This is a genomic window from Sphingobacterium sp. UBA2610 (genome assembly GCF_002339225.1).
Classification (GTDB): Bacteria; Bacteroidota; Bacteroidia; order Sphingobacteriales; family Sphingobacteriaceae; genus Sphingobacterium; species Sphingobacterium multivorum.
Genome location: NZ_DDKA01000032.1, coordinates 123,835 through 136,266 on the forward strand (window position 1 = coordinate 123,835; position 12,432 = coordinate 136,266).

Annotated in this window: 11 protein-coding genes; 4 read left to right on the forward strand and 7 right to left on the reverse strand. The window is 38.8% G+C overall.

The window, feature by feature from the left end; genetic code table 11:
- Window positions 1-288 precede the first annotated feature (288 nt).
- Window positions 289-2,478 (forward strand): catalase, encoded by a 2,190-nt coding sequence (locus tag B4Z47_RS21675; RefSeq protein ID WP_115048585.1) that lies wholly within the window; start codon window positions 289-291, stop codon window positions 2,476-2,478.
- 89 nt (window positions 2,479-2,567) lie between these two features.
- On the opposite strand, the gene B4Z47_RS21680 is transcribed toward B4Z47_RS21675, so the two are convergent.
- On the reverse strand, window positions 2,568-3,041 hold the full coding sequence (locus B4Z47_RS21680; RefSeq protein ID WP_070560777.1) for an ankyrin repeat domain-containing protein: 474 nt from the start codon (window positions 3,039-3,041) through the stop codon (window positions 2,568-2,570).
- 301 nt (window positions 3,042-3,342) lie between these two features.
- Window positions 3,343-3,495: a lmo0937 family membrane protein gene (locus B4Z47_RS21685; RefSeq protein WP_115048587.1), complete on the reverse strand. Its 153-nt coding sequence runs from the start codon at window positions 3,493-3,495 to the stop codon at window positions 3,343-3,345.
- 409 nt (window positions 3,496-3,904) lie between these two features.
- Here B4Z47_RS21685 and B4Z47_RS21690 point away from each other — a divergent pair, with 409 nt between their 5' ends.
- Both B4Z47_RS21690 and B4Z47_RS21695 read left to right on the forward strand, forming a co-directional pair.
- Entirely contained in the window at window positions 3,905-4,405 is a 501-nt protein-coding gene (locus B4Z47_RS21690; protein ID WP_046676293.1) for an RNA polymerase sigma factor, read from the forward strand.
- Window positions 4,406-4,763: 358 nt separating this feature from the next.
- Window positions 4,764-5,849: a hypothetical protein gene (locus B4Z47_RS21695; protein ID WP_139144944.1), complete on the forward strand. Its 1,086-nt coding sequence runs from the start codon at window positions 4,764-4,766 to the stop codon at window positions 5,847-5,849.
- Window positions 5,850-5,859: 10 nt separating this feature from the next.
- On the opposite strand, the gene B4Z47_RS21700 is transcribed toward B4Z47_RS21695, so the two are convergent.
- Both B4Z47_RS21700 and B4Z47_RS21705 read right to left on the reverse strand, forming a co-directional pair.
- Window positions 5,860-6,705, reverse strand: a complete 846-nt coding sequence (locus B4Z47_RS21700) for an alpha/beta hydrolase-fold protein (RefSeq protein ID WP_115048589.1) — start codon at window positions 6,703-6,705, stop codon at window positions 5,860-5,862.
- A gap of 673 nt (window positions 6,706-7,378) precedes the next feature.
- Window positions 7,379-7,615, reverse strand: a complete 237-nt coding sequence (locus B4Z47_RS21705) for a hypothetical protein (RefSeq protein WP_070564469.1) — start codon at window positions 7,613-7,615, stop codon at window positions 7,379-7,381.
- A gap of 210 nt (window positions 7,616-7,825) precedes the next feature.
- Between B4Z47_RS21705 and B4Z47_RS21710 the strand changes: the two genes are divergently transcribed.
- A complete protein-coding gene (locus tag B4Z47_RS21710) occupies window positions 7,826-8,023 on the forward strand; it encodes a hypothetical protein (RefSeq protein WP_115048591.1) in 198 nt (65 codons plus the stop codon).
- A 352-nt stretch (window positions 8,024-8,375) separates the two neighbouring features.
- On the opposite strand, the gene B4Z47_RS21715 is transcribed toward B4Z47_RS21710, so the two are convergent.
- The 3 genes from B4Z47_RS21715 to B4Z47_RS21725 all read right to left on the reverse strand — a co-directional run bounded on the left by B4Z47_RS21715 (window position 8,376) and on the right by B4Z47_RS21725 (window position 12,390).
- The gene (locus B4Z47_RS21715) at window positions 8,376-9,095 is read right to left on the reverse strand and encodes a DUF3575 domain-containing protein (protein ID WP_083295872.1); all 720 of its coding nucleotides are present in this window, start codon (window positions 9,093-9,095) and stop codon (window positions 8,376-8,378) included.
- 336 nt (window positions 9,096-9,431) lie between these two features.
- The gene (locus B4Z47_RS21720; protein ID WP_115048595.1) at window positions 9,432-10,952 is read right to left on the reverse strand and encodes a glycoside hydrolase; all 1,521 of its coding nucleotides are present in this window, start codon (window positions 10,950-10,952) and stop codon (window positions 9,432-9,434) included.
- A 250-nt stretch (window positions 10,953-11,202) separates the two neighbouring features.
- Entirely contained in the window at window positions 11,203-12,390 is a 1,188-nt protein-coding gene (locus tag B4Z47_RS21725; protein WP_115048597.1) for a serine hydrolase domain-containing protein, read from the reverse strand.
- Between the last annotated feature and the right edge of the window lie 42 nt (window positions 12,391-12,432).

Consider the following 12,432-nt stretch of genomic DNA (forward strand, 5'->3'; position numbering starts at 1 on the left):
TGTTTGAACGTAGCAGCAACCTTTAACAGCGGTAGAGTTGCTATCCGCCGTACCTACTTTAAACAAGGTTCATCCAGTCTATACTTTCCCTTATTAATGGGCCATCCGATCTTCTTGGAGAGAAAATTTAAGAACACTTTTAGAATTAAAACAAACGATTAGTCGATTGGAAAAGTTCCTATATGAAATGGTGAATATTGCCCGTCCAGATGGATATGCAAAAGTTATAGCTGAATTTTCTTCAAAGTTTATACGACAAACGATGTTTAAACCCAAAAATCGATTATAATGAAAAAAAAAGAATTGAAGACTGAACAAGTTGATCCAGTGGAAAATAAAAAGGTCAACGCCCTAAGACCACATACGGCGGACGCCACAGGACAGCAAATGACCACTGATCAGGGAGTCAAGATCAATGATGACCAAAATTCGCTGCGTGCTGGAGATCGGGGCGCTACGCTTTTGGAAGATTTTATTCTCCGAGAAAAGATCACACATTTTGACCACGAGCGCATTCCCGAACGTGTTGTACACGCAAGAGGTTCGGGCGCGCATGGCGTATTCAAATTATACAAGCCTTTAGCTGAATGGACAAAAGCGGGTTTTCTTAATGATATCGAAACTGAAACCCCAGTGTTTGTGCGTTTCTCTACGGTTGCTGGTTCGAGGGGGTCGACGGATCTTGCCCGCGACGTTCGTGGTTTTGCTGTCAAATTTTATACACAAGAAGGTAATTTCGATCTGGTGGGTAATAATATGCCTGTATTCTTTATTCAGGATGCAATGAAGTTCCCCGATCTTGTTCACGCTGTCAAGCCCGAACCCGACAATGAAATTCCACAGGCGGCTTCTGCCCATGATACATTTTGGGACTTCATTTCTTTAATGCCTGAGTCGACACACATGATCATGTGGCTGATGAGTGATCGAGCAATACCGCGAAGCTACCGCATGATGGAGGGATTTGGTGTTCATACTTTTCGGTTGATCAATTCCAATGGCGAATCGCACTTTGTTAAGTTTCATTGGAAACCACTGCTTGGAGTTCATTCAGTCGCATGGGATGAAGCTCAAAATATATCCGGTAAAGACCCCGATTTTCATCGAAGGGATCTCTGGGACGCCATTGAAAACGGTGCATTTCCAGAATGGGAACTCGGCATACAGGTCATTCCCGAATCTGACGAATTTAAGTATGACTTCGACCTGCTAGATTCAACGAAGATTGTTCCTGAGGAGTTGGTGCCTGTTCAGCCTATTGGAAAAATGACTTTAAATCGAAATCCCGATAATTTCTTTGCCGAAACGGAGCAGGTTGCCTTTCATATTGGCAATATTGTGCCAGGAATTGATTTTACAAATGATCCGTTGTTGCAAGGGCGATTGTTCTCTTACACAGATACCCAACTTATTCGTTTAGGTGGACCTAATTTTCATGAAATTCCGATTAATAGGCCCATCTGTCCTTCGCACAACAATCAGCGTGACGGATTTATGCGGCAAAGGATTGATCGAGGTAAGACGAGCTATGGACCAAATTCATTGGGGAATAATGATCCTGCGCAGGTAGGCGAGGCAGATGGTGGTTTTAAAAGCTATCAAGAGCGTATTGATGCCAGAAAAGTGCGGGCTAGGAGCGATAGTTTCCGCGACCATTTTAGTCAAGCAAGGCTGTTTTATAATAGTCAGTCTGAGCCGGAAAAAAATCATCTTGTAGATGCGTTCAGTTTTGAGCTGGGTAAAGTGAAGGCCGTTTCGGTAAGGCAGCGCATGATCGGTATACTGTCGCTGGTCGATCAGGGGCTGGCAGCTGAAGTTGCGTTTGCCTTGGGATTACAGGTGCAAAAAGAAGTTGAAAAGCCGATTAATAAAAGCATCCCAGCAGATGCCGATCCTTCCGATTATGAGCCTATTCAAGTCAAGGAGCAATTAAAAAAATCGGCGGCTTTAAGTATGCAAAATACGATAAAAGATACGATCAAGAGTCGAAAGATCGCCGTGCTTGCTGCCGATGGAGTAGATACGAAATCATTTCAGGCCGTGGCAGATGCGATCCGGGCTGCGGGTGGAATTGTCCATGTTATTGCACCTAAGCTCGGGGAGGTTACGGGCACGGACAACAAGAAGATCCCTGTTGAAGAAAGCTTTTTAACGGGAGCATCGGTGCTGTATGACGCCATATATATACCCGGAGGAAAGGATAGCGTAGCTACACTGCAGTCCAATGCCGATGCTGTCCATTTTCTAAATGAAGCGTTCAAACACTGTAAAGCAATTGCCGCAGATGTCGAGGCAAGTCCGGTTTTGGAAGCGACCTATTTTTTTAGCAAGGTATACCAAGAGTTTTCAGCGGAGACTGTGCTTGATGACGGAATTATAGTTGATCAGGATCCGAAGTCCTTAGTGGATAAATTCATTAAAGCAATTGCCCAACACCGGTTTTGGGAGCGGGAAAAATCGCGCAAAGTGCCTGCGTAGTATCTAAATAATATCCAATGTAGAAATATGCCCCAAAAAGTTTTATACTATTTGGGGCATATTTGTGGACCATCCTATTTAAATAAATACTAATGCTGTAGCAGTGTGAGTGCGGTATCATTTCCCTGTTGCGCGGCGAGGTCTAACACCGACAAGCCACGGGTATCGAGTAGCCTGGTATTTGCACCATTGTCAAGTAGAAGCTTAAGTACTTCATTTCTGCCAAACATGGCTGCAAACATCAGCGCGGTGCCACCGTTCCCATGTTGCAGGTTTAAATTTGCGCCATAACCGATTAATAATTTGGCAATATCATGATAACCTTTAAAAGCAACACCCATCAGGGCTGTGTTTCCACCGTTATCCTGTGCATTTACATCGGCACCAGCTTCCAATAGTAATTGGGCTGCAGCCAGCTTATTGTTATAACAGGCAATGATCAATGGGGTATAGCCTTTGCCATCCCGTGTATTTACATCGGTATTCTGATTGATCAATTCACGTAAGACTTCGAGATTGCCCAGTCGGGCGGCATGAATCATGATTTCTGAGTTTTGTGTCATAGTGGTTCAGTTTATATCGTAAAAAGCGTTAAATGGGATCGGCAAAAATGCTTCCTGGCGTTCCTTTTTAATTTGAACAAAACTGGGAACCGAAACGTTTGCGCTCATTAGATGTTTTGAAAAGCTTAATTAAAATGTCAAGGTATTATTCTTACCTCAGCTACAAATGAAGAACATAAACTTAGCGACAATATCACACTATTCTTTTTGCTATGGATTGAATAGCGAGTCTGTAAATCTTTAAAACAAACAAAGCCGAACGTAGTTTACGTTCGGCTTTGTTTCATCTTTTGAGTTCAGTTTAAGCAGCACCACGAATGACACGTAATAAAACGACAATAATGGCAATGACCAATAACACGTGGATGATATTTCCCGTAGCGTAACCTCCAAAAAAGCTTATCGCCCAAATGATGACCAATATAACGGCGATGATGTACAATAGATTTCCCATAATTTGATTTTTTTATTTAGAACAGCTTTCGAAGAGTGATAGTTTGCTTTGATATCGTATTTCGATCAATAGGATGTTCAGTTTTCTCAACAACTGTATACAATGTTCATCTGAGTATAAATTGCTAAAACGCAGAATAAACGTATTTCTAACATTTCAGCAGTAAATAAATACCTTATTATCTTTTTTTATTAGTTGCTTATTTTTTGATCATTATTTAAAATAAATGTCAAAAAGCTATTAAACTTTGCTTAATTAGCTTTATAAAATAGGAAAACGTATTTCTACCCTCAACGCTGCTATTTATTTTTTGGCGCAAATGGAACTTCAAATCTAGCATCCTTCTTGTTACCTCTGTTCATGTAAAACCATTTTAAACAATCAGTTGAAAAAAGAAAGAGGATAAGTTATGAACAACTACAATTTAAATGTACTCATCAACGAAAAAAGAAGTTTGCTTAATCATTTTGCTGCTAAATTTACAGCTGATCCGGATGAAAAGGAAGATTTGATCCAAGAAACCTGGATAAGGGCATTGAAGTCCATAGACAACTTTGTGCAGCATCCGAAGTTAATGAGCTGGCTATATGTGATTATGAAGCATACGTATATTAATAAGTATAGAAAAGCCAAGCGCGTGACGGAAATTCAGGATAATTATATTGCCTTAGAAAGTACCAACACGTCTGAACTCAATAAAGGGATCAATAAGTTTATGGCCGAAGACATCGAAAAAGCGATGACCAGTCTTACGCCCGAAAATTATGAAATTTTCCGTCTATTTTTAGATGGTTATAAATACCATGAAATCGCTTCCTATTTTAATATGCCAGAAGGCACTATAAAGACCAGAATTCACATGGTACGTAAAAAGCTGCAAAAACAGCTCAAAGTTTATCGCTTAAATTAACTGTTTCGACGACTATAAATAAAAGCTAGGCTTCAATTGTCTAGCTTTTATTCCTCGAAAGAGGACATTTTGCTTTGCGATAAACGCTGTGGTAAAGTCAATCAGAATATCAAAATCAACTTCTTCAATAGCAGTTTTATCGTATCTACAGGAGTGTTGGAGATCGACACAACCTGTCACTCCGCGATAAAAATATTTTTCATGTAGATGCTTTTTTACCTAGCATAACTGTCAAGGGGATGTATTGTTTTTTGAAAATAAGTTCTCGGAAACTGTTTCACTTCAATTTTATTCAAACAAGAAGCTTCCTGCAATTGTTGTTTCATATAACTGTATTTATTTCTTAACGGATTTCTTTATGATAATGTTCGAAAAACAACTTTTGCAAACCCTTATTCGGGTTCAGGATAAATTATGTGTCACCATCTCTGTCAATACCCATCGCACACATCCTGATAATCTCAGTGACCGCATAAAAATCAAAAATTTTAAAAGAGAAGCGATTGATAGGTTGTTGGATAAACATGATCAGAAAGATATTGCTGGTCTGATCGAAAAATTGGAAAAAATAGATCAAGAGCTCGATATCAATTATAATCTTGAAAGTCTTCATATTTTCGTTTCTGATACCATCAGTGAAGTTTTCAAGTCCTCTTGGGAGACAAACCAAGAAGGAGTCCATATCAGCAATACATTTGCAGTACGCCCGTTGGTGAAGGAGATTGGCCGTCAAACCAGTTATCTTGTGATGCTCCTTTCGCAAAGCGGTGTCCACCTTTTTCGAGCCACCAATGGTCGTATTGTTGAGGATATCAGTAGCGAAGAGTTCCCGATTCCCGAAAATCAATTCCATAACACATTTCCGGATAAGAGCAGTGATGCCAAACATCTTGATGATCTTCTCAGGGAATATCTTAATCGGGTTGATAAAGCGCTTTTACGATTTATTGGTGAAGAGAGGATTGGCACGCTCGTTTTCTGTACAGAAGATAACTATAGCAAGCTCTTACAGGTTGCAGATCGCCCCTCGGTCTATTACGGATACCTGCCTATTGATTATAACAACATTGAAACACATCAGTTGGAGAGCCGTGCTTGGAATTTTATGAAACAGGAGCTTGTACGAAAAAATGAGGACTACTTTAAAGAATTGGAAGCAGCTGTGGGCAAGGGCTTAGTGATCACTGATCTTCAAGAAATCTATCGCGCCTGCCAAGATGGCCGCGGGGATATCTTAGTGGTTCAAGAAAGCTTCCATCAGGCCGTAAAGATTCTTTCGGATCGGGATATAGCTATAGTAGACAGCCCTATAGGATTGGACACGATCGACGACATCAGTAGTTTATTGGCCTTGTTGATCGACGAAAGGGGAGGACAGACCGTATATGTTCCTCAGATACCGAATGAGGAATTACAACCTATTGCCCTGAAGACTCGGTACTAGTCCAATTAAGTTAATTATGCTTAGTGAATAACCATTTTTGGAGCTCGTCCGTTAGTAGAAACGGAATGACAATATTATTATGCTGTAAATTTTTAAAAGTTGTGAAATTGAGTTTACGATTTCCGTGCAGCTTTTTGTACAAAACTTCGCTTCCAATATAAGAATTCTCTATATCTTTTTCACCATGGATAAGCCAAATGTTTTTATGAACAAGTGTGTTGATATTAGATAGATCTGGTACAGCGGCGATAGAAATCATTGCTGCGAATTTTTCTGGGGCCAGGCTCATGAGGTTTTGTGCTGTTGACGCTCCCATAGAATAACCGACGAGATAAATTCGATTTTTATCGATATTTTTAAACTCGTCTTCAATATTTTCTATCAATTCTAAAATTTGCCGTGCATCTCTTGAAGGTCTTGCCTCAAGTATACCATTCTTATTCAATTCGTAGATTGATGAACGCTTTTCAAACTGTGGGGCAACAACGAAACAGTTGAACCTTGTATAAATATCTTCTCTAATCCAGGTTCTTGCCAAATGCTCTAATTGGTTTTCATTGTCACTACCCATTCTAGATGAATTATGAAATGTAATGACAACAGGATATTTTCTTTTTGAATTGAATTTTTTTGGTAAGAGAAGCCGGTAAGGTATTGTAACGAACTCATTGGTGAATATCCTTTTCTCATATTGATCCGTGCTTAACTGGCTTAATATTGTTCTAGTTTCAACAAATGTTGCACTATCTATTCGTCTATTATCGTATTTGTGTCTTTGTGCAAAACAAAAATTACATGTAATTAAATTTAATAGAATACCAAATTGTAGAAAAAAACTTGATCGTTTTTGTAGCATAAGACCTTATTGGCTAGTGATTCGTGTATACTTATATATTAATTCCAATATAATTTCGATTGCGTAATCCAATGGTATTGATTACGGCATTAATATCGTGTTCTGGGCATTGCAGCTTTTTGTCCACAATAGCCGCAAAAAAATGGTTTCTATCGCACAATTGCAATTAAGACATTTATTATTCATTGCTGGGTTAATTGTTTTTTTTGCAAATATAATTTTATTATCGAGATATATCGCCTTACTCCGCTCTTTAATTTCATCGTACTGAATCGCTATTTCAACGAAAATTAGACACAAGCAATTATCTCCGCTCGGAAGCTATTAAACTAGTTTTTTATATTTGAAGCGTAAATCAGTAATGACACTTACACTAAATGGTAGCGACGACGGGTTGAATCGCTCAAAAAGAATGTGAATTTAGAATAGCTTTTATGGAAAATGAATTTTAGATGCATCATTTAGATAAGTTATTGAATGTACATTCTTTATGCTGAAAAAAAATATACCTATTTTATAAAGTAATCGATCCATTTGATTATGTTGAAGCCTCTTGATTTACCAAAAATCAGAGGCTTTGTTTTTCGCCTCGCGTCAAAAACAATCTTGAAAATAACAAGGCCATTTCTGTAGAACTGGCCTTGTTATTTATATTGTTCAATCTAAATGGGTTTTAATCATTTCCATGATCCTCTGACGCATAGGAAAATTTAACTGATTTTTGCGGATAAGCTTCCATACTCTTGCGGCTTGTATTTTTGATAATGGTTTTGATACTAACGCGATCGCCCAATTTATAGTAAGTTTCTACGGTCTGATAATCCAGTAGGTAGGGACCACAAAAGTAATTCCCGTTGTCATCTTTTTCGATGATTCCCTGATAAAGCCCTGTTCTTGTCTCTTTTGGCATGTTAATTTAATTTGAAGAACAAAGGTAGCAAGAGTATTTGGAGAAAATGATATTAAAGATAAAATTAGGGACATTTTATTAAAATTCTGGAAACACCTCCTAAGGGCCATTCTAAATAGTGGATAGAAGACTAAGTGGATTTGATTGTTGGAACTACCAGAATCCGGGATCGAATAATTGCATAAAATCCAGCACCATTTAAAGAAAACAATGGAGCAAGAAGAGGTCAATAGCTCAGGTCTTGCTCAATTGCTTTTTTATTGGATAATAAACGGTCTTTTATTTGCTTTTTACACCTTTTTGAGCCCACACAGAGTTGTTGCACATCGCAGGAAGATGATGGCAAAAGCAGAATGTCAAACCATAGGACAAGTGCTTAAGTATGCCCGTGAGCATAATCTAATTTAAAAAACTAGCGATAGGGATGTTATTCCTTAATAGTGCTCACCAAGATAATGGCGGTTTTAGTTGTAGACTTTAGCTGACTTTGAAAATTGGCGTACATAATCAAATTAGGTTTAAACAAGTCTGAAACTAACCTCGCGGCGAAATAATCGTTATTAATTAATTGTTTAAATATTCTGGTGATCCGTTGTGCAAAGATAGAAATCCTTGGGTATTTACTAAATAGTTGATCTATTTCTTCCCGAAACTGGAATGAAAACTGCACAAAGGATCCTTAGCGATTGCTATGGATAAAAGCGCACCAATATTGTGCGCTTATGGGAAAAGATGATACGAGGAACGTAGGATCTTGTAATTAAAACCGGTAGCCTATGGATAATGCTGTGCGAATACCGGCAAACGGTCCGCTAGTGCTTAGTGTTACGCCATCGGCATTTACTTCTTTTTTGATTTTCATGAGTTTACTATCAAATTCATCCAGTTGTCTCCTTACTTCGCGTTGTTCGTCTGCATTTAATGGAGTTTTCCCTTCGAACTTTCCATTGTTGAAGCCATAACCGGGACCGACAATGCGCCAGTCTAAATAGATGTTTTGTCCAAGTTTCCATTGGTTACCGACAGCTACCCCACCGGTAAAAGCATCTAAGCTGCCCGATAGAGGTACTTCACGGTGATAATTTGATTCATCGACGGTAATCTTTGTGTGTACACTGTAATTGGCGTATTTGACAAAGGGCGCGATATAGAATCCTTTTAACACTTCTTTATTCCCGAGGTAGAAACGTACTTCGGGGGTAATGGAAAAAGCGCCTAATTTAGCTTCACCCAAAATATTATTATCATCATCAAAAACAGATTCCCATAGGGATTTAAAGGGTAAATTGGTTTTTGGACGATAACTTATCGTTCCATTGATCGATAGGTGCTCATTGAGCGATCTTTCATACTCCAATGCAATATTTCCGACAGATAGGGGCCAAAGATTTAGTTTGATAAGATTTGATTTTTCTTGTGCTTTTAATCCAGAGATAGTACATATCCCAAGAGTAAGCATCGTAAGGTAGCGCAATTTCATAGTAGTTTTTCCAAAATATAGGTAGCAAAGATATTGGAATATATTTTAGTTCGGAAAGAACAGGTGCGTTCTTCAATTTGTTTTTTAAACATTATATTTCCTAATGATTTAGAATTGATTTTTTAAAGAACGAAAGCCAGCTGGATTTTGTTCTTTAAATTCTTATTTTTAGAAGTCGTTCAAATTTTTATGCTTTCGAAGGCATATCTTCAGATGCTATGGAAAGTTAAGTTTTCAAGATAAAGGGAAATAGGCAATGGCACAAAATTTAGAACTAGAATATGTGTTTTGAACAATACACTGAGGGAGGACAGCTCCCTCAGTATGATGAACAAATTAAAGTTTGTTGCCTTCTAAAGTGCTTATACTTTTAGCAGGTATTGTTAAGGAATAGACACCTGAGCTGTTTGGTGTTACAGCTCCGACATTACCCCAATGGCCAGAACTGCTTGCCGTGGTTTGGTAATTGTTCAGCGCACCGCTTGCAAAACCTGTGAGGTTGATATCCAATGGAACAGCTGCAGTACCCGTGTTGGTGACAACTAAGGCAAACTTACCTGATTGAGGATCTTTGTAAGCCGAAATCAATAAGCCATTTCCATTTTGAACCGCTACATTGATACGCATATAACCTGCTTTGATAAACCTGGAATAATGTCCCATCACATCATACGTTTTTGGAAACTCCAAAGAACCATCACTCTTTGTGCAAATAAGCGCCTCATTATTTTGAAATGCCAGCATCCCTAGCCAAAACACATAGGCATTGGCATTACAATCCGCCAGTAGTTTGTGCATATTAACGGCCAGTTTCAAGCCGCCTTCAATGCCACTGTCATAATTGCCGCCATCATCGGACGCTTCTTTTACCCACATTGGTTTACCACCAATACTAAAATTCCACATGGACGGACTCTGGTTAAACCCACGTTGACCAGTGATGATGCCACTTATTTCAACGTAGCCGTGCCCCGCAAGGATGTCGACATTGCTTCTGTCCATGCCTGAGAGGAAATTATCGGCAGTTCCCCAGGCCGCATTTTCGGAAGATATAATCTTGGTGGATTGTAGACCAGCGCCGTTTAATTCTGGACGGAGATTGTTGGTAATAAATTGTCCCAAATGCGAAGCGTCCCAATAAGAAGCATCCCAGTCTGAAAAGACATTTTCAGGCTCATTTGAAGGAGAGATAGCATTGATTGTAATTCCTTCATTTTGAAATGATTTTACAAATCCAGTCAGGTAGCGCGCGAAAGCTGTTGAAGAAGTATTAAAATTAAGTCCATTAAACCATTTCGCGGAAATACTGCTCGTATTGGTCTTCATGTATAAGGGCGGAGTCCAGGTACTTGCCATAACGAAGGGAACTTGGAATCTTTCTTTTGCTTTCTTGATGATCCAGACCTGTCCAAGCTGTTCTTTTTCATCTGCTGTCAAATTCTGATAAGTCGCACTATTGGGGTCTACGTCAATCGAAACTCCTGCCGGTTTAATGGTAACGACCTTGGTCTGTTGATTAAAAGGATAGGTATGAAGTACTTTTCCACGAAGGATATTCAGTTTCAATCCACTGCCTCCCCATAAATAATCCAGAATACTATCTCTTTTTGCGGATTCAAAGAATGGAACAATCCGGCCTCCGAATGCACCAAATCCATCAATCTTTTGATAGGTTTGATCCCAATTTAATGTTGCAATTGTAGCTCCTGCCTGTGCGGATACAGCAGCTTTTTTGTTCAGTTGTGCTTCTGGACTCTCAGGAGTTAATGAAGCTTTTTGGCAACTAAAAATAGAAAATGTGGAAACTACGGCCAAAACAGCATAAAGTCTGTTCCAGCGACTGGTTAATTTTAACATAACTTAGTTTTTAAGATTTGTGAATGAATCATTAATTTAAATGTGCTTGGTTTTTCAAGCGGTTCTCATTGTCGTTGTTTTGTTTGCCTCCTTTCTTTAGTTAAAAAAATAAACATTCACCGATTTCCACATTGGTTAGTTTCCGAAAATTAATAATATTTTGGGAGAATTTATTATTACTTCTCTTATTTTAATTTTATTTTTTATTGAATTAAAAATAAATACATATTTTTTTAATGATAACTTAATTTTAATCCTTCTTTTCTGCTGAAGATGAAGGCTGAACCTGTCGCCGATCATACAGTAATAACTGATGTCTAATGTCATTTTTAAGTTCACTGACCTTGCGTTGATCAATGGTGTCGTTGACCATAATAACGATACCATAATCATCTGTGGGATACAGCACACATAAGGTATTGTAGCCTATTTTAGTATTTCCATCGTGATAGAAATAGCGAACCCCACGTTCGTCACGATTGATCATCCAACCGAGCCCCATACCAAATCCATCGTCTTTTCCATAAGTCAGTTGATGTGTTAGACCAAGGGCTCTATCGTTTAGTTTGAGGTTGGCTTCGATGTAGATCAACATATCATTGATCGTTGAATTCATTGTGGGACCAAAGTAAAACCCGCTCAGATTCGCAAATGGAACAGGCTGACCTTTATTGTCATGGCCCTGTACAACGTCGTTTATTTGTGACTCATCTAAATAGGGCGTTGTATAATGCATACCGAGGTGTCCCTTCATATATGCGCTGATAAGATGTTCATAGGAATCTTTATAGCTACTTTCCAATAGCGCAATAAGTACCATCACAGCCGTGCTATTGTAACTGAACTTTGTACCTGGGACGGTGTCGGGCTTGACTTTCCTCAGATCATCCAATAGGTCGTCACGACTGTACTTTCCAAGATAGTCTACCTGTTCCGGAATAGTGAGCCCCCTTAAACTATCGACAACTTTGGTAGGTAGCGATCTGAAAGTCTTTGGAAGGGCAGAAGTATGATTTGCTAGATGCTTAACGCGGATTCCATGGCCGCGGTATTGTAAATTGGAATAACCTCCTGGCAAGTATTTACGGATATCATCATCGAGGTTGATTTTCTTATCAAGGACCGCTTGCGCAAGTAGAGCGCCGACAAAGGTTTTCGCCACCGATCCAATGTTGTAATAGTTATCGGCGTTTGGTAACTTTTCTCTACTGTAGGTGTAGGTTGTTTTGTGCCCTTTAATATAAATCCCAATAGACACACTAAATGTATTGTTGTTGGAAAGATAATCAACAACGGAACAGTTTACAATTGTATCGAGTTGGTTTTTAAGTTTATGGTCAGTATTGATGGGTGAAAGATACTGTCCGTTTGATGAAAGGCTACTAATTAGCAACAGGGTGCTCAATAGGATAAATAAGGGTTTGGATAGTATATTCATAAACAAGTTTATTGTTCTTGATGCTGGAATCTATCGTCGGTA

Excerpts from the sequence above, each read along its gene's own strand:
- B4Z47_RS21675 (WP_115048585.1), top strand. The coding sequence starts at position 289 with ATGAAAAAAAAAGAATTGAAGACTGAACAAGTTGATCCAGTGGAAAAT.
- B4Z47_RS21680 (WP_070560777.1), bottom strand. The coding sequence starts at position 3,041 with ATGACACAAAACTCAGAAATCATGATTCATGCCGCCCGACTGGGCAAT.
- B4Z47_RS21685 (WP_115048587.1), bottom strand. The coding sequence starts at position 3,495 with ATGGGAAATCTATTGTACATCATCGCCGTTATATTGGTCATCATTTGG.
- B4Z47_RS21690 (WP_046676293.1), top strand. The coding sequence starts at position 3,905 with ATGAACAACTACAATTTAAATGTACTCATCAACGAAAAAAGAAGTTTG.
- B4Z47_RS21695 (WP_139144944.1), top strand. The coding sequence starts at position 4,764 with ATGATAATGTTCGAAAAACAACTTTTGCAAACCCTTATTCGGGTTCAG.
- B4Z47_RS21700 (WP_115048589.1), bottom strand. The coding sequence starts at position 6,705 with ATGCTACAAAAACGATCAAGTTTTTTTCTACAATTTGGTATTCTATTA.
- B4Z47_RS21705 (WP_070564469.1), bottom strand. The coding sequence starts at position 7,615 with ATGCCAAAAGAGACAAGAACAGGGCTTTATCAGGGAATCATCGAAAAA.
- B4Z47_RS21710 (WP_115048591.1), top strand. The coding sequence starts at position 7,826 with ATGGAGCAAGAAGAGGTCAATAGCTCAGGTCTTGCTCAATTGCTTTTT.
- B4Z47_RS21715 (WP_083295872.1), bottom strand. The coding sequence starts at position 9,095 with ATGAAATTGCGCTACCTTACGATGCTTACTCTTGGGATATGTACTATC.
- B4Z47_RS21720 (WP_115048595.1), bottom strand. The coding sequence starts at position 10,952 with ATGTTAAAATTAACCAGTCGCTGGAACAGACTTTATGCTGTTTTGGCC.
- B4Z47_RS21725 (WP_115048597.1), bottom strand. The coding sequence starts at position 12,390 with ATGAATATACTATCCAAACCCTTATTTATCCTATTGAGCACCCTGTTG.